This is a genomic window from Pseudoxanthomonas daejeonensis (assembly GCF_010093205.1).
Classification (GTDB): Bacteria; Pseudomonadota; Gammaproteobacteria; order Xanthomonadales; family Xanthomonadaceae; genus Pseudoxanthomonas; species Pseudoxanthomonas daejeonensis.
Window position 1 is genome coordinate 39,136 of sequence record NZ_PDWN01000015.1, and the last position, 21,523, is coordinate 60,658.

Genomic DNA, 21,523 nt, shown 5'->3' on the forward strand with positions numbered 1-21,523 from the left:
AAACTGCATCTTTCCGGAAGACACCCGCATGACCGCGACCGCACGCCGCCCCTGGCCGATGCCGTGGAAGATGGGCCTGGGCTTCGGCCTGGGCCTGGTGCTCGGCCTGGTCGTGCACCTGAGCGCCGGCGCGGACGCGGGCTGGGTCCAGGCGTTCACCCACTACGTGACCACGCCAGCGTCGCGCCTGTTCCTCAACCTGATCTTCATGCTGATCGTGCCGCTGCTGTTCTCGGCGCTGGTGATGGGCATCGCCGAGATGGGCGACATCCGCGCCCTCGGCCGGATCGGCTGGAAGACGCTCGCCTACACCGTGGTGCTGTCCGGCGTGGCGGTGCTCATCGGGCTGGTGCTGGTCAATGCCTTCAAGCCGGGCGCGGGCGTGGATCCGGCGCTCGCGCAGCAGTTGCTGGTGCAGAACGCCGAACGCAGCCGCGAGATCGTGGCCAGCGTCGACACCCAGCCGCGCGGCATGGACATGGTCCTGTCGATCGTGCCGAGCAACGTGATCAAGGCCGCGTCGGAGAATGGTTCGATCCTGGCGCTGATGTTCTTCGCGGTGATGTTCGGCGTGGGCATGGTGCTGACGCGCGACGAGAAGGTGGCCACGCTCAAGCGCGGGATCGAGGGCGTGTTCGAGATATCGATGACCCTGATCGGCCTGGTGATCCGCCTGGCGCCGTACGCGGTGTTCTGTTTCATGTTCAACCTGGCTGCGATCTTCGGCTTCGACCTGCTGGTCCGGCTGGGCGCCTACGTGGGCGTGGTCGTGCTGGCGCTGGCGCTGCACATGTTCGGCACCTACTCGCTGGCGGTGCGGATGGTCGGGCGCTCGCCGCTGAAGTTCTTCCGTGACATCCAGGAAGCGGCGGTCATGGCGTTCTCCACCGCGTCGAGCAATGCGACCCTGCCGACTGCGTTGCGCGTGGCCGACCAGATGGGCCTGCCGCCGAAGGTGTCGCGCTTCGTGCTGACGGTGGGCGCCACCGCCAACCAGAACGGGACCGCGCTGTTCGAAGGCGTCACCGTGATCTTCCTGGCCCAGTTCTTCGGCGTGGACCTGAGCCTGGGCCAGCAGTTCATGGTGATGCTGGTGTGCATCCTCGGTGGCATCGGTACCGCGGGCGTGCCATCGGGCTCGTTGCCGGTGGTCGCGCTGATCTGCGCGATGGTCGGCGTCGACCCGATCGGCATCGGCCTGATCCTGGGCGTGAACCACTTCCTCGACATGTGCAGGACCACGCTCAACGTCAGCGGCGACCTGACCCTGGCCACGCTGGTGGCGCACGGCGAAACGGAGGCATCGCTGCCGCCGGCACCCGCCGCGCGCGAAGCCGCGTAGGAGCAGTCCCGGCCAAGCCCACGGCGTGGCAGCGCGCGAGCCTGGTGGTAGCGCCGGGCCGCGCAGGAGGAAGTGGCGGCCCGGCGGCGAGGCGGGCCCGTCCGGGCTGGTTCCTGCCTGCTTCCAGGCTCGAGCGGCTCGATCTCGAACAGGAATCCGGCTGCGTCGCGCGGCCCACCGGTTTCAGCGAAAACCTTGCCCGTACCGGTGCGCACGCGTTTTTTTGCGTCCAGCCGCGGGACAGGAGTGGACAAGGAATGGGACAATGGGCGGCCCGCAGCGCCGCGGGTGCCTTGTGACCCCACCCGACGACATGACGACGCCCACCCGCCGCCAGCTGGCCAATGCCATCCGTTTCCTCGCCGCCGATGCGGTCGAAGCCGCCAAGTCCGGCCATCCCGGCATGCCGATGGGCATGGCCGACATCGCCGAAGTGCTCTGGAACGACTACCTGCGCCACAACCCGTCCGATCCGCACTGGATCAACCGCGACCGCTTCGTGCTGTCCAACGGGCACGGCTCGATGCTGCATTACGCGCTGCTGCACCTGAGCGGCTACGACCTGCCGATCGACGAGCTCAAGCGCTTCCGCCAGCTGCACAGCAAGACCGCCGGCCATCCGGAACGCCACGAGACGCCTGGCGTGGAGACCACCACCGGTCCGCTGGGACAGGGCCTGGCCAACGCGGTCGGTTTCGCGCTCGCCGAGAAGCTGCTGGCGCAGCGCTACAACCGTCCGCAGCTGGACGTCGTCGACCATCGCACCTGGGTGTTCATGGGCGACGGCTGCCTGATGGAAGGCGTCTCGCACGAAGCTGCGTCGCTGGCCGGCACCTGGGGCCTGGGTAAGCTGACCGCGTTCTGGGACGACAACGGCATTTCGATCGACGGCGAAGTCCACGACTGGTTCACCGATGACACGCCGGCGCGCTTCGAGGCCTATGGCTGGCACGTGGTGCGCGGCGTCGACGGCCACGACCCGGCCGCGATCAAGGCGGCGATCGATGCCGCACTGGCCGTGGGCGACAAGCCGAGCCTGATCTGCTGCAAGACGATTATTGGTTTTGGTGCCCCGCATAAGGCCGGCAAGGAGGAGTCGCACGGCTCGCCGCTGGGCAAGGACGAGCTCGAAGGCGCGCGCAAGGCGCTGGAATGGCCGTACGCCGCATTCGAAATCCCGCAGGACATCTACGCCGGCTGGCGCAACGATGCCGGCACCCGGCGCCAGGCCGAGTGGCAGCAGTTGTTCGACCGCTACGCCGCGCAGCACGCCGACGCAGCGGCAGAACTTTCGCGCCGCTCGAAGGGCGAACTGCCGCAGGGCTTCCTCGCGGCGGCCGATGAGTACATCGCCAAGGTCCAGGCCGAAGGCGCGACCATCGCCTCGCGCAAGGCCTCGCAGAACGCGATCGGCGCCTTCGCACCGCTGCTGCCGGAACTGATCGGCGGCTCGGCCGACCTGGCGCCGTCCAACCTCACCCAGTGGAAGGCCAGCAAGTCGGTCACCGAGGTCGATCCGGATGCCAACTACGTGCACTACGGCGTGCGCGAATTCGGCATGAGCGCCATTGCCAACGGCATCGCCCTGCACGGCGGCTTCCTGCCGTTCGACGCCACCTTCCTGGTGTTCAGCGACTACGCGCGCAATGCGCTGCGCATGAGCGCGCTGATCCCGGCGCACGTGATCCACGTCTACACCCATGACTCGATCGGCCTGGGCGAAGATGGCCCGACCCACCAGCCGGTCGAGCACCTGGCCACGCTGCGCTACATCCCCAACAACGACGTCTGGCGTCCCTGCGACGCGGTCGAGTCGTCGGTGGCGTGGAAGGCTGCCGTACTGCGCAAGGACGGCCCGACCTGCCTGGTGTTCAGCCGCCAGAACCTGCCGCACCAGCCGCGCAGCGATGCGCAGCTCAAGGCGGTCGAGCGCGGCGGCTACGTGCTCGCCGACGCGGAAGGCGGAAATCCGGACGTGATCCTGCTGGGCACCGGTTCGGAGGTGTCGCTGGCGGTGGAAGCCAAGAAGGTGCTCGATGCCGCCGGCCTGAAGACCCGCGTGGTGTCGCTGCCGTCGACCGACGTGTTCGATCGCCAGGATGCGGCCTACCGCGAGTCGGTGCTGCCCAAGGCCGTGCGCAAGCGCGTGGCGGTGGAAGCGGGCGTCACCGACTTCTGGCGCAAGTACGTCGGCCTGGATGGCGCGGTGGTCGGCCTGGACCGCTTCGGTGCCTCCGCGCCCGCCGGCGAGCTGTACACCTACTTCGGCATCACCACGGACAAGGTGGTCGAAGCGGCGAAGGCGCTGTAATACGCGAATCAGCCTGGTGCGGCGGTACTGCCGTCGCAGCGTGGGCAGTGGACCAGGAGGGGCGCGCAAGCGCCCCTTCTTCGTTGGCGCCTGTCTGCACTCGACAGTCTCGCCTCGCGATGCGGGTTGCGACCGCGAGGTGTGTTCAGGGCAGCGGTGCCGTTCCGCTCAGTACCGGATACGGATTGACCGCGGTGCCCTCCCACCAGCGCCGTTCCGGTCCCAGCACGAAGATCGCGAAATGCAGGTGCGGCGCCGCCGGGTCTGCGTTCCCGGTGGCACCCACGTAGCCGATCACCTGGCCACGCCTGATGACCTGTCCCTCGGCCAGGCCATCGGCGTAGCGCTGCAGGTGCGCGTAGTAATACGCAAGCCGGCCATCGGGCTCGAACTGGTAGATCGTCAGGCCGCCGCGCTGGCTGTCGAACAGTTTCTCGACGCTTCCGTCGGCGACCGCGAGCACCGGCGTTCCGGCGGGCGCCATGATGTCGATGGCGTCGTGCAGGCGCCCCTCGCTGCGCGCATCGGTGAACGTGTCCTGCAGTTGCGCCGGCCCGATGCCCTGGACGGGCAGCAGGAGCGCGGAGGCAGCGCCGGCCTCGGGGTGCCGGGCGGGAAGCGGCCCAGCAGCAGCGGCTGCCGCTGCCTCGGGTGTCGCGGGCATCGGGGGAGCGGATCGGGTTGCCCCGGTCGCGGCCAGCGTGGGCGCAGCATCGGTGGGTACGGGGCTCGGCTGGACTTCGATCAGCGAGGTCAGTCCACCCGCACCTTCCAAGTGGGCCAATGCGAACAGGGCCAGGACGACGCACAGCAGGAGGGCCAGCAGGGTCTTCATGGCAGTGCGTCCGTGGATGCAGCGGTCGTGGCAATCATTCCTGCAGCGTGACCGGCGTGCGCGTATCGATCGCCGCGGCGACGGCCGCCACATCCCAGTTGGTCAGGCGGATGCAGCCGTGCGACTGCCGCTTGCCAACGCCACTGGGCTCGGGAGTGCCGTGGATGCCGTAATGCGGCTTGGAGAGGTCGATCCAGACCGTGCCGACCGGATTGTTCGGACCGGGCGCCAGCTTGGCCTTGCCGTGCGACGGATCGGCATCCCAGAACAGGTCCGGGTTGTAGTGGAAAGTCGGATCCGGCGCGACGGCCACGATGTTCCATTCGCCGAGCGGCAGCGGATCGTGTTCGCTGCCGCTGGAGGCGGGGTACTGTGCGAGCACGCGGCCCTCTCCGTCGAGCAGGCGCAATACCGAATCGCTGCGATCGACGACCAGGCGTGCGGCCTTGGGCAAGGGATCGGTCGCCACCGCGGGGACCTTCAGCACGGTGCCGGGACGTGCCTGCGCGATTTGGGGATTGAGCTGCCCGAGCAGGGCCGGGCTGGCATGGAACCGTTCGCCGAGCGCCTCCGGCAACGAGGCATAACCGAGCTTGTCGAGCTTCGACTGCTCCATGATGTCGTCGGGCAGGCGCGCATAAGGCCCTTCGATGTCGGCGGCGGTCAGCGTGTAATCGACCAGCACCGGAGCGGTGTCCTGTTCGAGCGCCTGCCATGTCGCCGCATCCGCATGTCCCGTCACGGGCAGGCCGCGCGCCTGCTGGAAGCCACGCAAGGCGCGTTGCTGGTTGGAGCCGGCGAGCGCATCGATTTCACCCGGCGAGAAGCGTGCCCGATCCAGCAGGACCTGCAGGCGCAGCAGCGCGCCTGCCCCTTCGTGCTGGCTGCGATCATCCGCGGAAGTCGCGAGTGCCGCGCCATCGGCCGGCCGGGCGGCCGCCGGGGGCGGCAGTGCGGCGCACAGCGCAATGGCGAGCGCGAGGAAGGCAGGACGGGAATACGGGACCATGGCGCGCTCCGGCAGGATGTGCCGATACGCTGCGCAGGCGCATGCAGTGCCCGCGTGAAGGCCGGTGTGCGATGTTCAGCGTCGTCGACGCCGTGCGAGGATCGCCCGCTCAGGCGGGGTCGTGCTTGCCGCCGCCGCGGCAGCGTGGCGAATCGGGAACATCCGCGTCGGCTTCCCATTCGGCCGGCGTGTAGGTGTGCAGGCCGAGCGCGTGGACCTGCTGCATCAGCGGCCCCATCGCCGCATAGACGGACTGGTGGCGCCTGATCGCACGCTGGCCCTCGAACAGGGGGCTGACGATCACCGCCTTGTAGTGCGTCTCCAGGCCACGGCTGTGCATGTGGCTTTCGTCGGTCACGTCCAGGTGGAGCGGCTCCAGGACGGACAGGGCATCACGGATCTGTTCGGCGCGAGTGGTCATGGGTGTGTGGGTGCGGTCGTGCAGTCCGGAAGAGATGGCGTTGGCGATGCTGGAAATCAAGCGGGACGTGCGGTCTGGGCCAGTGCCAGGCGCAGCAGGCGCGCCTCCAGCCAGGCGCCCGCGCCGCGCGGCGCGTCCAGGCCCATGCGCGCCAGCGCTTCGGCATCATCCTGCCCGCTACCCCGAAGTGCCCGCACGATTACCTGCAGCTTGCCGGCCGGTCGCGCGGTGCCCGCCTGCAACCACGCCAGTGCGCGTACCAGGCGCTGTTCGACCGCGGTGAAATCGCTGCCCAGCGGGTAGTCGGGCAGGGTGCCGTCGGTGCGGAACGGGGCCAGCGCCGCGCCCAGTCGTTGCGGCGTGTTGCGCTCCCAGCGGGCGGGTACCTGGAAGCCGGCCCGCAGCTTGCGTGCGGCGCGGGCGTGTTCGAGCAGGCCGTCGCGGTAACGCGCATCGGTGATGCCCGCCATCGCGATCACGCAATCCTCGTCGCTGGCGTAGCGCATGTCGGCGATGCCGTACTCGTCCACGTAGACGTCGCGCAGGTGGCGCGGGATGGTGGCGTGGCCGTAGTTCCAGCGCACGTTCGAATCGGTGCGGCCATGCGCTTCACGCACCGCACGCAGCAGCAGCACCGAACGCGCTCCGGGCAGGGCATGGGCCATCGCCACGAAGTTGTATTGGCCACCAACGCCGGAGACCACGCGGCCGTCTTCCAGCGCGTCCGAGACCGCGGCACCCAGCGCGGTGGCCATCATGCAGCTGTTGAAGAAGCGCGCGTCGTGGCGCTGCAGGCGTTGCAATGCCTCGTCGTTGCCGTGGATCTGGTTGACCGTGCCGATGCGGCGCATGCCGATCGCGTGGCGCTGCTCGTCCGGCAGGTCGCGAAGCCAGGCGTAGAAATCCGGCGAGCCCAGGTAGAACGCGCCATGCAGGTATTCGCCGTCGCGCTCCAGCCGCGCATGGTCGCCGAGGTTGGCAGTGCCGTCGGCCAGGCGCTGCATGAGCGCCGGATCGTCCACTACCTTGCGCCGGATCACGCCGGTTTCCACCAGGCGCTTGAAGCCCTCGTTGATCATCTCGCTGCAGCCGTACAACCCGATCTCGAACGGGCCCAGCCCACCGCTCTCGCGCACCGCCGGGTGGTCCTCCAGGTCCGGGTCCAGCGCGGCCAGCACCTGCCGGTAACGGGCATTGTCGGTATGCCGCAGCACCAGCGCATGGCACAGCGCGTCGGCCAGTGCGCCGATTCCGATCTGCAGGGTGCCGCCATCACGCACCAGCGTGCTGGCGTACAGGCCGATCGCGTAATCGGCGTCGTCGACCGGCTGCCGCGGCAGACCGAACGGACGCGGATGCGGCGCCGGCGGATCGATCACGACATCGAAGAAGCCTGCCGGTGCCACCGCGCTTCCACCCAGCCAGGGCAGGTGCGGATCGACCTCGGCCACCATCAGCGGACGCGGCAGGCCGCGTGCCAGGTGCGCATCGACGGTGTCCTGGGTGAGGTCGGTGTTGCACGAGAACGACAGCCGGTCGCCGCCGGGCGCGCGCGCCACCTTCTGCACGATCATGTCGGTCCTGCGGTGCGCCAGTGCAGCGGCGACATGGGTGTAGTTGAGGCTGGCGTAGCGCCGCTGGGTCTGGCTCGAGTCCAGCAGCGCGCCGGACTGCAGGTAGAACTCCTCGACCTCGACGTGCGCCGGCAACGCATCGCGCTTCATCGCCTGCACATAGGCCAGGCGCGGGAAGTCATCGCCGAAATGCCGGGCCAGGAACGGCCGCACGAACCGGGCCTTCAGGCCCTGGCCCGGAGAGGGCGGGTCCAGCGACAGCGCGGTGTACAGGTGCAGCGGCCGCGCCGGGTCGCCTTCGACGCGGGCGTACAGCGCATTGAGCAGGCGGTGCGGTTTGCCCAGGCCCAGGGGCGCTGCCACATGCATGGCGGTCGGCAGCTGCGCGAGCAGATGATCCACCGCCGCGTCCAGGTCGTTGAAATGATGGGTCATGCGGCCAGCTTAGGGCATGGGCGAGGTGCCTCGCCGGGGGTGTTGACACGCGCTTCTGTTTACGCGTGTAATCGACAAAGGATTACGCCTGTAAACGGGGCCCGCGATGGACACGACACCGGTCAGCGATGCCGAGGCGATGGTGATGGAGGTGCTCTGGGAATCCAGTCCACGCAGCGCCGAGGACGTGATCGCCGCCCTCGCCGAAAGCACGGGCTGGGCCGAGCCGACCATCAAGACCCTCTTGAACCGCCTGCTCAACAAGGGTGCGATCAGTGCCCTCAAGGATGGACGCCGCTACCTGTACTCGCCGGTCCTGCGCCGCGAAGCCTGGGTCCAGCAGCAGAGCGAAGGCCTGCTGGCGCGGCTGTTCGGCGGGCGCGTCGCACCGCTGGTCGCGCATTTCAGCGAACGAGGGCAGCTTTCGCCGGCCGACATCGCCGAACTCAAGCGCCTGGTCTCGGAACTGGACGATGGCAAGGAGGCCGACGATGGACGCTGACCTGATCGCATTCCTTGCCGAGGCCACCGTGGCCGGCAGCGTCGCCATGCTGCTCGTGCTGGCGTTGCGCCTGCCGGTGCGCGCGCTCCTGGGTGCCACCGCCGCCTACTCGCTGTGGCTGTGCGTGCCGATCGCACTGCTGGCGGTGCTGCTGCCGCGCGGTGTCGACGTGCCACTGGCCTTGCCCGTGGCCTGGCAGGTCGCGCCCGCGATCGTCGTGGCTGCCGCGCCCGAACGCCAGGCGGGGATGGGCTGGAGCGAACTGGCGATGCTGGCCTGGCTCGCGGGCGCGCTTGCCCTGGCCACGGTCCTGTTCCTGCAGCAGCGGCGTTTCCATCGCGGACTGGGCGTGCTGCGGCGCCGCGCCGACGGCCTCTACGAATCGACGGCCGCAACCGCCGGACTGCCCGCGGTCGCCGGCGTTTTGCGCCCGCGCATCCTGCTCCCCGCCGACTTCGGGCAGCGCTACTCGGCGCAGGAGCAGGCGCTCGTCCTCCAGCACGAGCGCGTCCACGTGCGCCGCGGCGACCTGCTGGCCAACGCGCTGGTGGCGCTGCTGCGCTGCGTGTTCTGGTTCAACCCGCTGCTGTCCTTCGCGCTGCGCCGCTTTCGCCTGGACCAGGAACTGGCCTGCGACGAGTGGGTGATCGCCCGCAACCCGCGCGCGCGCCGCCAGTACGGCGAAGCGATGCTCAAGACCCAGTTCGACGAACTTCCCCTGCCGCTCGGCTGCCACTGGCAGGCACGGCATCCGATCAAGGAGCGCATCGACATGCTCAAGCGACCCACGCCTTCTCCCATGCACTGGATGGCCGCTGCGCTCCTCGCGCTGGGACTCAGCGCGGCCGCGGGTTACACGGCCTGGGCGGCACAGCCCGCGCAGGCGCCTGGCGCGATGGTAGGAACAACCTTCGCGATCGACGTTCGCCTGGACGTCGATGGCCGCTCGCAGTCGTTCCAGCTGCGCGAACAGGCCGGCCGCACGTTCGGCATTCGCAGCGAGGAAGGTGGATCCCCGGTCTGGGAAGCGGAACTGGCCATCAAGCCGCTCGATGATCCGGGGCTGTTCTGGATCGGGGGCAGCGTGCGTGCCGATGGCGGCCTGGTGTCCGAGCCGGCACTGGTCGCGACACTGGGCAAGCCTGCGACGATCCAGCTCAGCACGCTCGATGGACGTTCGGTCTTCACCCTGGAGGTCAACGCGAAACGTCTTGCCGATGCACCGCCGCAGGCGTCCGCCAATGGGGCCAGGGCGATGGATGTCGAGCAGGCGTCGGCACGTGCCGCGGGTCACACCGCCATCGCGGACGATGCGAGCGCCGGCTCAGGGGATGAGCTCCGCGCTGACCCCCTGGCGCCCCTCGCCCGAGAGCGGCTCCCGGCGCCGCGCTATCCGGAAGATGCGGCCCGTGCTTACATCAACGGCAAGGTTCTTTTACGGGTGGCCGTCGATGCCGAGGGCCGCGTCACCGACGTGCAGGTCGAGGAGTCGACGCCTGCCGGCGTATTCGACGCCGCCGCGATCGAGGCGGCACGGCAGTGGACGTTCGAACCGGCGCTGCAGGGAGGCAAACCGGTCGCCGGGCAGGTCCGCGTGCCCATCACCTTCGAGGCCAGGCCTGCCGAGCAGGAGGGCGGGAACGGATGATGGAGCGCGAGCTCACGCATGCGCGGCGGCTCGCAATCGTCGTGCTGGTCCTGTCGGTCGCCGCCTGCGCTACCCGCACCGCCGGTGTGGAGCAGCGGCTGATCCTGCCTGAGGGTGCTGCGCGATACGAGATGGCGGCCAACCAGGCTTTCGTGTTCCCGGCGCCGCGGGACAATGCGCCGCCGGGCTTCCCGCAAGGATACGAATTGCGCGACCTGCCGCCGACTACGCTGTGCGCGGGGTTCGTGGTGGATACCGATGGCGGCGTGCGCGAAATCGCCCTGCTGGAAGATCCCGGATGCATGGGCCCGAAGATGCAGCCGCAACTGGGCGACGCGGTGCTGCGCGCGATCTCCGGCTGGCGTTTCGAGCCAGCGGTGTTCTGCGACTACCCGGATGCGGCCACACGCGATCGCGACTGGAACGGCACCGGTTGCGCGGGCGCGGTGACCGAAGCCAGGCGGGTGGCGGTGACGCTGGCCTACGCGTTCACGTTCGAGGTTCGCAATGGCCGCCAGCAGGTGGGCGCGGCGCAGCGGAAGCACTGAACGCGGCGGTGCGACGGGCGTGATCGGCGATGCTCCATGCGGTAGGCGTGGCGCTGGGCTTCACGCGCTCCATTCAAGGGCGCGAGCCTGTCGCACGTGCGTGCATGCAACGATGCATGCTAGTCGAACACGTGCACCGCATCGGCCAGCCGCCGTACCTCGTCCGGATGGTGGCTGACGTACAGCATCGGCAGGCGCACTTCGTCGCGCACGCGCTGCAGGTAGGGGATGAGTTCCTCGCGCCGCGCCGGGTCCAGCGCGGTCAGCGGCTCGTCGAACAGCAGGATCGCCGGTTGCGACAGCAGGGCGCGACCGATCGCCACGCGCTGCGCTTCGCCACCGGAGAGGTTCGCGGTGCGCCGCGCCAGCAGGTGCCCGATGCCGAGCAGTTCGACCACGGCGTCGAAGCCGAAGCGCGATTGCGCATCGCCATGGCGCCCGTAGCGCAGGTTGCGCGCCACGTCCAGGTGCGGGAACAGGCGCGCATCCTGGAATACGTAACCGATGCGACGGCGGTGGGTAGGCACGTCGATCCCGCGCGCGCTGTCGTAGAGCACGCGGTCGTCGATGCGGATGTGGCCGGAGACCGGTCGCACCAGCCCGGCGATGGCATTGAGCACGGTGGTCTTGCCCGCGCCCGAGGGCCCGGCCAGCGCGACCACGCGTGCCTGTTCCTCGATGCTGACGTGGCGCCGGAAGCCGCCGCGCTGCAGCTGCAGGTCAAGGCTCAGCATGGGCGGACCCCGCGGCGTGCGGGTGCGTCCGCGCGGCGGAGCGGGGTGCAATGCGACAGGCTCATGCTTCGTCCTCCGCGCTGCGCTTGCGCCGCACCAGCCATTCCGACAGCAGCAAGGCGCCGAGCGAGATCAGCAGCGATACCGCCGCCAGGCGCCAGATCCCCGCTTCGCCGCCGGGCACCTGCATCAGGCCGTAGATCGCCGAAGACAACGTCTGCGTCTCGCCGGGGATGGCCGAGACGAAAGTGATCGTCGCGCCGAATTCGCCCAGCGCCTTGGCGAAGGCCAGCGCCGCGCCGGCCACCAGGCCGGGCCAGGCCAGCGGCAGGGTGACGGTGAGGAAGACGCGCCACGGCGCCGCGCCGAGCGTGGCGGCGGCCTGTTCGAGCTTGCGGTCCACGTTCTCGATCGACAGCCGGATCGCGCGCACCATCAGCGGGAAGCCCATCACCGCGCAGGCCAGCGCCGCGCCGGTCCAGCGGAAGGCCAGGGTGATGCCGAACGTGTCGTGCAGCCAGGCGCCGATCGGTCCCTGGCTGCCGAACATCACCAGCAGCGCGTAGCCCATCACCACCGGTGGCAGCACCAGCGGCAGGTGCACCAGCGCATCGAGCAGGGCCTTGCCCGGGAATCGCCGGCGCGCCAGCAGCCATGCGACGGCCACGCCCAGCGGCAGGCTGGCGAGCGCGGCCACGCTGGCCACCTTCAGGCTCAGGCCTATGGCGGTCATTTCCTCGGGCGAGAACCAGGAGGTCAACGTGAGGCCTCAGTCGAGCACGTCGAAGCCGCGACGCTCGAAGATCGCGCGTGCCTCGGGCGAGGAAAGCCAGCGCACGAAATCGCGAGCCGGAGCGGGGGCGTCGCGCAGCGCCGCGACCGGATACACGATCGGCGGATGGCTGCCGGCGGGGAAGGTCGCCACCACGCGCACGCGCGGCTCGGCCTTCGCGTCGGAGGCATAGACGACACCCAGCGGCGTTTCGCCGCGCGCCACCAGCATCAGCGCCGCGCGCACGCTTTCCGATTCGGCGAGCCTGGCTTTCACCGGTTCCCATTGCGCCAGCGATTCCAGCGCGGTGCGTGCGTATTTCCCCGCCGGTACGGTCGCGGTCTGGCCCAGCGCCAGCCGACCTTCGCCCAAGGCGCCGGCGATCGAGCCGGGCTTGGCCAGGTCGACCTTCACCGCGCTGCCCTGCGGTGCGACCAGGACCAGGCGGTTGCCGAGCAGGTCGTGGCGAGTGGCGGCGTCGATGCGGTTGCGCTGCTGCAGGTAGTCCATCCATTCCAGGTCGGCGGAGGCGAAGGCCTGCGCGGGCGCGCTCTGTTCGATCTGCCGCGCCAGCGTCGAGCTGGCCGCGTACGAAACGCGCACCGGCGTGCCGGTGGCTTTCCCGTAGGCGAGGGCGGCCTCGTCCATCGACTCCTTGAGGCTGGCCGCGGCGAACACGGTCACCGGTGCGTCGGCGGCGCGGACCACGAACGGGGACGCGGCCAAGGTGGCCGCCAGCAACACGGTCGCCAGGGAACGGAACATCGGAATTTCCGGTGCGGACATGCCGTCGTTCTCCGGTTTGGGCGGGCTACGGCGAAGGGAGGCTGTGGATGATGAGGGCGTCCGGGCAGGTCAGTAAGTGGCGCCGAAAGCGGTATTGAGGGTGGCGGCCAGCCGCGCGCCCGCCAGGCGCAACTGCGTTTCGGCAGCGGGCAGGTGCGCGGCGACGTACGCGTCGTCGATCACATGGCCTGGCGGATAGAACCCTGGCGCGATGACCAGCCGGCAGGACTGCTCGGCCCATGCCTGCGGCGCACGCGCCGGCAGCGGCGACACCGGGGCCGGCGCGGGCAATGCGCGCAGCCGCGCCAGCCAGGCGTCCTCATCCAGGTTCTGGGAGTTGAGCATGCCGCTGTCCCACAGCGAATGCAGGTTGCTGCCCTTGCCGCGCCAGTTGACCTGGTAGTCGTTGCCGCCGCGGTCGCCGGCGTGACCGGCATGCAGTGGCTGGTGGGCGTCGCCGACGAAATGGACGACGAACTTCAGCGCCTGGCGGCGCTCGGCGTCGGTGCGTGCCGGGTCGGCCAAGATCCGGGCCTGCGTTTCCAGCGCCGCGACCACGCAGTCGCCGCCGGGGCAGTCGCGCGCGGCCTGGTAGGCGCAGTGGTCGCCGCCGATGTTGACGTAGTGCCAGCGCGCGGAGCGCCTGCCCAGTTCCGGATCGTTGCCGCGCAGTTCGTCGGCCCAGGTCGCGATGCCGGCCAGGGTGGGTTCGGTTTCGCCCTGCAGCAGGCGGGCCACGCCCGCGCGGGCCTGTGGTGTCAGTCCGTCCTCGGCGAGGCGGGCCACCAGGCGATGGCCGAGCGCGCCCCAGGCGTGGACGGGCAGGGCGATCGCCAGCGCGACCGGAAGGAACAGCAACGCGCCCAGTCGCCGCGTTCGCTGGGTGAAAAGACGCGACGCACGCGTGGGCGAGCGTCGCGCAGGGGATTGCCGGGTGGAAGCGGGGATCGAAGGAGCGGGAGTCGCGTCGGTCATGCCGGCACTCTAACCGACCGGCCGCCGCCACTCCCGCGCCGTCATCAGAACTTCATGACATAAGCGGCGCCGTACACCAGTGGATCGATGTTGGCGGAGCCCACGCGCACGCCGTCGACGCGGACGCTGGTGTCGATGTCGATCCAGCGCACGTCCACGCGGATGGCGGCCTTCTCGCTGACCCGGAAGTCCAGGCCCGCATGCGCGGCCAGGCCCCAGGAATCGCCCAGCTTCAGGTTGGCGCCCTCAAGCGCGCCGCGGGTGTCCTCGCTGAAGAACGTGGTGTAGTTCAGGCCCACGCCCAGCAGCGGCGAGACCACGCCCTTGTCGTTGAAGTGGTACTGCAGGCTGAACGTCGGCGGCAGGTGCTTGGTGCTGCCGACCCGGCCGACGCCCTTGACCGAGATGTCGTGCTGGAACGGCCACGCCGCCAGCACTTCCAGGCCCAGGTTGTCGCGCAGGAAGTATTCGAAGGTCAGGCTCGGCTTGGCGTCGCTGTCGATCGACAGCGGCAGGGTGCCGCCGGCCAGGGTGCCGTTGTCCGACTTCGGGTCGACCTGGTGCACGCCCAAGCCCAGGGTCCAGTCGCCGGCGGACTGGGCGAAGGCCGGGGCGGCCGCGACGGCCAGGCCGGCGGCGAACAGGGCGGGGAGGAGCTTCTGTTTCATGGGTAAGCGCTCATGGCTCGTGGGGGGGGAGCCAGTGTCCGGCCCTGGCGCGTGGCGCGCCTTGATCGCAGTCAAGGCGGCCCCGGCCGATCGAGGGGCCGGTGCTAGAATGGCCGCCTCGTTTCAACCCGCTTCAGTCCTATCCATCACGGCCGCGCGCGCCGCGGCGTCAGGAGTCCTCAGCAATGGCGATCAAGGTTGGCATCAACGGCTTCGGCCGCATCGGCCGCAACGTGCTGCGTTCGGCGGTGCAGAATTTCGGCAAGGACATCGAGATCGTCGCGATCAACGACCTGCTCGAGCCGGAATACCTGGCCTACATGCTGCAGTACGACTCCGTGCACGGCCGCTTCAAGGGCGACGTCAAGGTCGAGGGCAACACCCTGGTCGTCGACGGCAAGAAGATCCGCCTGACCCAGGAGCGCGACCCGTCCAACCTGAAGTGGGACGAGGTCGGCGCCGAGGTCGTGATCGAATCGACCGGCCTGTTCCTGGACAAGGCCACCGCGCAGAAGCACCTGGATGCGGGTGCCAAGAAGGTGCTTTTGTCGGCGCCGTCCAAGGACGACACGCCGATGTTCGTCTACGGCGTCAACCACGACACCTATGCCGGTCAGGCGATCATCTCCAACGCATCCTGCACCACCAACTGCCTGGCGCCGCTGGCCAAGGTGCTCAACGACAAGTGGGGCATCAAGCGCGGCCTGATGACCACCGTGCACGCGGCCACCGCGACGCAGAAGACCGTCGATGGCCCGAGCAACAAGGACTGGCGCGGCGGCCGCGGCATCCTCGAGAACATCATCCCGTCCTCGACCGGCGCGGCCAAGGCCGTCGGCGTGGTGATCCCGGCGCTGAACAAGAAGCTGACCGGCATGAGCTTCCGCGTGCCGACCTCGGACGTGTCGGTCGTCGACCTGACCGCCGAGCTCGAGAACCCGGCCAGCTACGAAGAGATCAAGGCCGAGATCAAGGCGCAGAGCGAAGGCGCGTTGAAGGGCATCCTCGGCTACACCGAGGACAAGGTCGTGGCCACCGATTTCCGCGGCGATACCCGCACCTCGATCTTCGACGCCGATGCCGGCATCGCGCTGGACCCGACCTTCGTCAAGCTGGTCGCCTGGTACGACAACGAATGGGGCTACTCCAACAAGTGCCTGGAAATGGTCCGGGTCATCGCCGCCAAGTAAGCAGCCGGCAGGCCTTCGACACGTTGCAAGGGGAAGGGCGCCATACGGCGCCCTTTCTCGTTTTAACGCTCCCCTTACGGGGCGTGCCGGTCTTGCATTACCGTCGCGCATCGCCGACGCTGCCGACGCCATGACCGGCAGGGATCGCCGGCTACCGCTGCGCGATGCGTACCGATTCGGACGGGGGAGGGATGGACGGCATGGTGGGGATACTCGTGATCGTGGGCCTGGCGTTGCTGGCCATGCCCGTACTGCTGATCGTCGCGCTGGTGTCGCTGTCCTCGCTCAAGGGACGGGTGGCCGGACTGGAGCGCAACCTGGCGGAACTGCAGCTCGCGACCAGTCGCGAGCGCGCGCGCGACAGCGTTGCGGTGCCCGCGCCCGTGCCGTCGCGGACTGCGCCCACGGACGCGGCCGCAGATGCCCCGACGCTGTCGGAGCTGATGCGGCAGGCCCGGGATTCAGGCGCGGCTGCCTCGCCCGGGGTGCTGGCGCAGGCATCGGTGCCACAGCCACCGGAACCGGTGAACGACGCGCCGATCACGCCACCCTCCGCGCCCAGTGCGGTTTCTTCCGCGCCGCCACCGCTGCCGCCGTCGGGCCAGCGCGCCGATGCCGCCGGCGCGACGGTCGACGCCGCGACGCGCGCGCGTGTTGCCGCGGCCTCGACCCGCGTCTCGCATGCGCCCATGGCACCGCCGGAGAACGCGCTGCTGCGCACGATCAAGCGCTGGTTCACCGTGGGCAACGTGCCGGTGAAGATCGGCATGCTGGTGCTGCTGGCCGGCGTGGCCGCGCTGCTCAAGTACGCCAGCGACCAGGGCCTGTTCGTGTTGCCGCTGGAGCTGCGCCTGGCTGGCGTGGCGGCCGTGGCGCTGGCTGCCCTGGGCTTCGCCTGGCGGCGGCGCGAGAGCAACCGCGTCTTCGCGCTGAGCCTGCAGGGCGGGGCGATCGGCGTGCTGCTGCTGACGGTCTTCGCGGCGTTCAAACTCTATGGCGTGATCGACGCCGGACCGGCGTTCGCGATCAGCGTGCTGCTGGTGGCCGGCATGGGCCTGCTGGCGGTGCTGCAGGACGCCAAGGCCCTGGCCGTGTTCGCGCTGCTGGCCGGATTCCTGGCCCCGTTGTGGCTGTCGACCGGCAGTGGCAACCACGTGGCGCTGTTCTCGTACTACGCGCTGCTCAACGCGGCGATCGTGGCCATCGCCTGGTTCCGCTCCTGGCGAATCCTCAACCTGCTCGGCTTCGCCTTCACCTTCGGCATCGGGAGCCTGTGGGGCGCGAGCGGTTACCAGCCGGAGAAATACGGCACCACCCAGCCGTTCCTGGTGTTGTTCTTCGTCTTCTACCTCGTCGTGCCGATCCTGTTCGCGCGGCGCCAACCGGAAGGACGCCGCGACCTGGTCGACGGCTGCCTGGTGTTCGGCACGCCGCTGGTGGCCTTCGCCCTGCAGGCGGGGCTGATGGAAGGACGCTTCGTCGATGGCGCGCGCATGCCGCTGGCGCTGTGTGCCCTCGGCCTGGGCGTGCTGTACGCGGGGCTGGCATGGAGCCTGCTGCGGCGCGCCGGCTACGCGGTGCTCGGCCAGTCGTACGCGATCCTCGCGGTGGGCTTCGCCACGCTCGCGGTGCCGCTGGCGTTGTCGGCGCGTGCCACCGCCAGCGTGTTCGCGCTGGAGGGCGCCGGCCTGGTCTGGCTGGGGCTGCGCCAGCAGAGGTGGCTGCCGCGGTTCACCGGTTCGGCGCTGCAGCTGCTGGCCGCGTGCGCGGTGGTGGTGGGCGTCGACAGCATCGCCGGCGACACCCGCGCGCTGCTCAACCCGACCGCGATGAGCCTGCTGCTGATCGCGCTGGCGGGACTGGCCAGCGCCTGGGCGTCGCGCCTGCACGGGTCGACGCTGGGTGCACTGGTGTTCTACCTGTGGGGCCTGGCCTGGTGGACGGGCAATGGCGTGCACGAGATCCATCGGTTCGTCGATGCGGACGTGCGTCCCGATGCGCTGCTCGTGTTCGTGGTTGGCAGCGCCTGGCTCGCCGCCGAAGTGCACCGCCTGCGCCCGGCGCGCGCCCTGGCGCTGACCGTGTTCGCCGCGTTCGCGCTGTCGATGCCGCTGGCGTTGTGGCAGGACGCGGTGCATGCGCATCCGCTGGGTGGTGGCTGGGGCGGGCTGGCGTGGGGTGTGTTCGCAGTGCTCGGGCTGCGCAGCCTGTGGTGCCTGCGCGATGACGCATCGGGCAGCGCGGGTGCGGTCCAGTTCGCCTGGTGGCTGGCATGGCCGGTGCTGCTCACGCTGGAAGCGGTGTGGTGGACCGGGCAGGCCGGGCTCGCGCAGGGCTGGCTGCTGGCGCTGATGGCGTTGCCCTGGCTGGCGCTGGCCGCGGCCGCGCTGTGGCACTGGGCATGGCTGGCGTTCCCGCGCGGCGACGAAGCGGATGCATTGCGCAACCCGCTGCTGGCCCTGGTCTTCGCGGTGATCGCGATGGGCTGGCTGCTGGCGCTGGCGCAGCCGGCGCCCTCCGCGCCGTTGCCCTGGCTGCCGCTGCTCAACCCGGCCGAACTGGCGCAGTTGCTCGCGCTCGCGCTGGCCGGCGCGTGGCTGTGGTCGGCAAGAGCGTCTTCGGACCTGGGCCGGTTGCGGACCGGCGTGGTCGCGCTGGGCGGTTTCCTGCTGCTGACGGCGACCACGTTGCGTGGCGTGCACCACTGGGGTGGCATTGCGTGGAATGCGGACCTCGTTTCCACCAGCCTTGCCCAGACCAGCCTGACCGTGGTCTGGAGCGTGCTCGGTGTGATCGGCTGGGTCGTCGGCTCGCGCCGCGGCCAGCGCGGGCTGTGGCTGGCCGGCGCAGTGCTGATGGGCGTGGTCCTGGCCAAGCTGCTGCTGGTCGATCGCCAGCACCTTGGTGGCCTGCTGGGCATCGTCTCGTTCATCGCCTACGGCGTGCTGTGCACGATCGTCGGCTACCTGGCGCCCGCGCCACCGCGCACGCATGGCACCTTGCAGGAGGAATCGCAGGCATGAGCACCGCACGGTGGTCGCACGGGTTGTGGCTCGCACTTGCGTTCGTCTCCATGGGCGCCAGCGCCGCCGCGCGCGAGGACTACGCGCGGCAGTGGCCGCTGACCCTGGGCCAGGAGGAGAGCGGTGCCTACCGGGTCGTGCTGGACGAAGCGGTGTACCGCAGCGCGAGCCAGCCTTCGCTGCGCGACATCGACGTGTTCAACGCACAGGGCCAGCCGTTGCCGTCGGCCCTGCTTTCGCCCGCGCAGCCGCTGGCGCAGCCGCCGCGGATGCTGGGGCTGCCCTGGTTCCCGTTGCCGGCGATCGATCCGGCGGCAGGCGGCGGCGACCTGCACCTGGTCGCCGAGCGCGACGAAGAGGGCGGCATCGTCCGCATCGAGGCCGAGGTGCCCGCGCGCGAGGGCGCAGCCCTGGCGCACGGCCAATGGCTGGTGGACGCCAGTCGGCTGCGCGAGCCGCTACGCGCGCTGCTGCTCGAATGGGAGCGGCCGGTGCAGTCGTTGCAGGCGCGCTACCGGATCGAAGGCAGCAACGACCTGCGCCAGTGGCGCACGCTCAACGAGGGCACGACCCTGCTGGACCTGGAGCGCGGAGGCGAACGCCTGCGCCAGGGCCGGATCGTGCTGGACGGCCAGGCCCGCTACCTGCGGCTGCTGCCGTTGCGTCCCGGACCGGTACCGGTGCTGACGGGGGTGACCGCGGAACTGGCACCGCCACCGCCGGAGGCGCGCTGGGAATGGGTCGAGATCGCCGGTGAGCGTCGCAAGGAAGGCGGCCGCGACTATTTCGAGTTCGTCCTGCCCGGGCGTTTCCCGGTCGAGCGCGCCGACGTGCGCCTGCCGGGCAACAGCGCGCTGGAATGGACCCTGCACAGCCGTGAACGCACCGATGCGTCATGGCTGTGGCGGGCGGGGCCGTGGATGGCATTCCAGGTCGGCGCCGGCAGCGGTGAAGCCAACCATTCCGAGCCCAAACCGCTGGCCACGCCGGTGCGCGACCGCCACTGGCGCCTGGGCGCCAGCACGCCGGTCGGCGACGCGGTGCCGGTGCTGCGGCTGGGATACCAGCCCGAGGTGATGGTGTTCCTCGCCCAGGGCGAGCCGCCCTATGCGCTGGCCGCCGGCAGCGCCAATGCCGCGCGTGCCGATGCGCCGATCCCGGGCCTGCTCGATGCGCTGCGTCGCCAGCGCGGTGCCGGCTGGCAACCGGCGCCGGCGTACCTGGCCGATGCGCCCGAAGAACTCGCCGGCGATCGCGCGCTGAAGCCGCGGCGCGACATCGACTGGAAGTCCGGCCTGTTGTGGGCGTTGCTGGTCGGTGGCGCCGTGCTGGTGGCCGCGCTGGGCCTGAGCCTGCTGCGCCAGCGCCCGCCGCGCGACTGACCCGGGTTTGCCGCGCCGGCGCGCGGGCGGGACAATGCGCGTCCGCGCCGGGCCGCATCGCCCGGATCGCGCCTTCCCCCCATCGGATACCGAGAACGCAACGATGACCATCCTGCGGATGACCGACCTCGACCTTGCCGGCAAGCGCGTGCTGATCCGGCAGGACCTCAACGTGCCGATCGAGCATGCCGAGGGACAGCCCGCCCGGATCACCTCCGAGCAGCGCATCACCGCTTCGGTGCCGACCCTCAAGCTGGCGCTGGAGAAGGGTGCGGCGGTCATGGTCACCTCGCACCTGGGCCGACCCAAGGAAGGCGTGTGGAGCGAGGCCGATTCGCTGGCGCCGGTCGCCGCGCGGCTGTCCGAACTGCTGGGCGTGGACGTGCCGCTGGTGCGCGACTGGGTCGACGGCGTGGACGTGAAGCCCGGCCAGGTCGTGCTGCTGGAGAACTGCCGCATGAACGTGGGCGAGGGCAAGGACGACGAAGCCCTGTCGAAGAAGTACGCGGCGCTGTGCGACGTGTTCGTGATGGATGCATTCGGGACCGCGCACCGCGCACAGGCCTCGACCCACGGCGTGATCCGCTTCGCCCCGGTCGCCGCCGGTGGCCCGCTGCTGATGGCCGAACTTGATGCGCTGGACAAGGCGCTGGCCAATCCGGCGCGGCCTTTGCTGGCGATTGTTGCCGGCAGCAAGGTGTCGACCAAGCTCGAACTGCTGACCAGCCTGGTCGGCAAGGTCGACCAGCTGATCGTCGGCGGCGGTATCGCCAACACCTTCATCGCGGCCGAAGGCCACGGCGTGGGCAAGTCGCTGTACGAGGCCGACCTGCTCGACACCGCGCGCAAGATCGATGCCGATGCCAGGGCGCGGGGTGCGGAGATCCCGCTGCCGGTGGACGTCGTGGTGGCGGCCGAGTTCAAGGCCGATTCCCCGGCGTCGGTGAAGGCGGTCGGTGAGGTCGGTGCGGACGACATGGTCCTCGATATCGGCCCGCAGACCGCTCAGCGTTACGCCGAGCTGATCCGTTCCGCAGGCACGGTCGTATGGAACGGGCCGGTGGGCGTGTTCGAGTTCGATGCGTTCGGCAAGGGCACCGAGACGCTGGCGCGCGCGATCGCCACCTCGAAGGCGTTCTCGATCGCCGGAGGTGGCGACACCCTGGCGGCGGTCGACAAGTACGGCATCGCCGGTGATGTCAGCTACATCTCCACCGGCGGCGGCGCGTTCCTCGAGTTCCTCGAGGGCAAGACCCTGCCGGCGGTGGCGGCGCTGGAGGCGCGTGGCGGCTGAGCCCGTATCCCGGCCACATGAAAAAGGCGGCCCGGTGGGCCGCCTTTTTTGTGGGTACGCGCAGGTCTCGGCAG

18 protein-coding genes are annotated in these 21,523 nt (G+C 69.9%); 9 read left to right on the forward strand and 9 right to left on the reverse strand.

The genetic code is table 11. The annotated features are described in order from the left end of the window. Positions 1-28: 28 nt before the first annotated feature. Together CSC65_RS13985 and tkt are read left to right on the forward strand one after the other, a co-directional pair. Complete coding sequence (locus CSC65_RS13985) at positions 29-1,342, forward strand: dicarboxylate/amino acid:cation symporter (RefSeq protein ID WP_162411198.1); 1,314 nt, start codon at positions 29-31, stop codon at positions 1,340-1,342. Positions 1,343-1,655: 313 nt separating this feature from the next. Next, the gene (tkt, locus tag CSC65_RS13990; RefSeq protein ID WP_162411199.1) at positions 1,656-3,653 is read left to right on the forward strand and encodes a transketolase; all 1,998 of its coding nucleotides are present in this window, start codon (positions 1,656-1,658) and stop codon (positions 3,651-3,653) included. 145 nt (positions 3,654-3,798) lie between these two features. Here the strand turns inward: tkt and CSC65_RS13995 are convergent, their stop codons facing one another. The 4 genes from CSC65_RS13995 to CSC65_RS14010 form a co-directional block, all read right to left on the reverse strand. Then, positions 3,799-4,488 (reverse strand): M23 family metallopeptidase, encoded by a 690-nt coding sequence (locus CSC65_RS13995; RefSeq protein ID WP_162411200.1) that lies wholly within the window; start codon positions 4,486-4,488, stop codon positions 3,799-3,801. Positions 4,489-4,522: 34 nt separating this feature from the next. Beyond that, positions 4,523-5,497: a L,D-transpeptidase family protein gene (locus tag CSC65_RS14000; RefSeq protein WP_162411201.1), complete on the reverse strand. Its 975-nt coding sequence runs from the start codon at positions 5,495-5,497 to the stop codon at positions 4,523-4,525. A 109-nt stretch (positions 5,498-5,606) separates the two neighbouring features. After that, on the reverse strand, positions 5,607-5,918 hold the full coding sequence (locus tag CSC65_RS14005; RefSeq protein WP_162411202.1) for a BolA family protein: 312 nt from the start codon (positions 5,916-5,918) through the stop codon (positions 5,607-5,609). 56 nt (positions 5,919-5,974) lie between these two features. Next, positions 5,975-7,927 (reverse strand): acetyl-CoA hydrolase/transferase C-terminal domain-containing protein, encoded by a 1,953-nt coding sequence (locus CSC65_RS14010; protein WP_162411203.1) that lies wholly within the window; start codon positions 7,925-7,927, stop codon positions 5,975-5,977. A gap of 106 nt (positions 7,928-8,033) precedes the next feature. On the opposite strand from CSC65_RS14010, the gene CSC65_RS14015 reads away from it, so the two are divergent. Genes CSC65_RS14015 through CSC65_RS14025 form a run of 3 tightly spaced genes read left to right on the forward strand, consistent with a single transcriptional unit; the run spans position 8,034 to position 10,625 of the window. Further along, positions 8,034-8,429, forward strand: a complete 396-nt coding sequence (locus CSC65_RS14015; protein WP_162411204.1) for a BlaI/MecI/CopY family transcriptional regulator — start codon at positions 8,034-8,036, stop codon at positions 8,427-8,429. After that, positions 8,419-10,077, forward strand: a complete 1,659-nt coding sequence (locus CSC65_RS16270; protein ID WP_238390411.1) for a TonB family protein — start codon at positions 8,419-8,421, stop codon at positions 10,075-10,077. The genes CSC65_RS14015 and CSC65_RS16270 overlap by 11 nt, the downstream gene beginning before the upstream one ends. After that, positions 10,077-10,625, forward strand: a complete 549-nt coding sequence (locus CSC65_RS14025; protein ID WP_162411205.1) for an energy transducer TonB — start codon at positions 10,077-10,079, stop codon at positions 10,623-10,625. The genes CSC65_RS16270 and CSC65_RS14025 overlap by 1 nt, the downstream gene beginning before the upstream one ends. A 119-nt stretch (positions 10,626-10,744) precedes the next feature. Here the strand turns inward: CSC65_RS14025 and modC are convergent, their stop codons facing one another. The 5 genes from modC to CSC65_RS14050 all read right to left on the reverse strand — a co-directional run bounded on the left by modC (position 10,745) and on the right by CSC65_RS14050 (position 14,560). After that, positions 10,745-11,359: a molybdenum ABC transporter ATP-binding protein gene (modC, locus tag CSC65_RS14030; protein ID WP_162411206.1), complete on the reverse strand. Its 615-nt coding sequence runs from the start codon at positions 11,357-11,359 to the stop codon at positions 10,745-10,747. Between the two features lie 61 nt (positions 11,360-11,420). Further along, complete coding sequence (modB, locus tag CSC65_RS14035) at positions 11,421-12,119, reverse strand: molybdate ABC transporter permease subunit (protein WP_274379419.1); 699 nt, start codon at positions 12,117-12,119, stop codon at positions 11,421-11,423. 9 nt (positions 12,120-12,128) lie between these two features. Further along, on the reverse strand, positions 12,129-12,896 hold the full coding sequence (gene modA, locus CSC65_RS14040) for a molybdate ABC transporter substrate-binding protein (RefSeq protein WP_162411207.1): 768 nt from the start codon (positions 12,894-12,896) through the stop codon (positions 12,129-12,131). Positions 12,897-12,986: 90 nt separating this feature from the next. Next, positions 12,987-13,892, reverse strand: a complete 906-nt coding sequence (locus CSC65_RS14045) for a S1/P1 nuclease (protein ID WP_162411208.1) — start codon at positions 13,890-13,892, stop codon at positions 12,987-12,989. A 44-nt stretch (positions 13,893-13,936) separates the two neighbouring features. Further along, entirely contained in the window at positions 13,937-14,560 is a 624-nt protein-coding gene (locus CSC65_RS14050) for an OmpW/AlkL family protein (RefSeq protein WP_162411209.1), read from the reverse strand. Between the two features lie 185 nt (positions 14,561-14,745). On the opposite strand from CSC65_RS14050, the gene gap reads away from it, so the two are divergent. The 4 genes from gap to CSC65_RS14070 all read left to right on the forward strand — a co-directional run bounded on the left by gap (position 14,746) and on the right by CSC65_RS14070 (position 21,449). Next, positions 14,746-15,750, forward strand: coding sequence for a type I glyceraldehyde-3-phosphate dehydrogenase (gene gap, locus CSC65_RS14055; protein ID WP_162411210.1), 1,005 nt, complete (start codon positions 14,746-14,748; stop codon positions 15,748-15,750). 200 nt (positions 15,751-15,950) lie between these two features. Continuing rightward, positions 15,951-18,773, forward strand: a complete 2,823-nt coding sequence (locus tag CSC65_RS14060) for a DUF2339 domain-containing protein (RefSeq protein ID WP_162411211.1) — start codon at positions 15,951-15,953, stop codon at positions 18,771-18,773. Next, positions 18,770-20,155 (forward strand): DUF3999 domain-containing protein, encoded by a 1,386-nt coding sequence (locus tag CSC65_RS14065; protein WP_162411212.1) that lies wholly within the window; start codon positions 18,770-18,772, stop codon positions 20,153-20,155. The genes CSC65_RS14060 and CSC65_RS14065 overlap by 4 nt, the downstream gene beginning before the upstream one ends. 103 nt (positions 20,156-20,258) lie before the next feature. Then, positions 20,259-21,449: a phosphoglycerate kinase gene (locus CSC65_RS14070; protein WP_162411213.1), complete on the forward strand. Its 1,191-nt coding sequence runs from the start codon at positions 20,259-20,261 to the stop codon at positions 21,447-21,449. Positions 21,450-21,523: the final 74 nt, after the last annotated feature.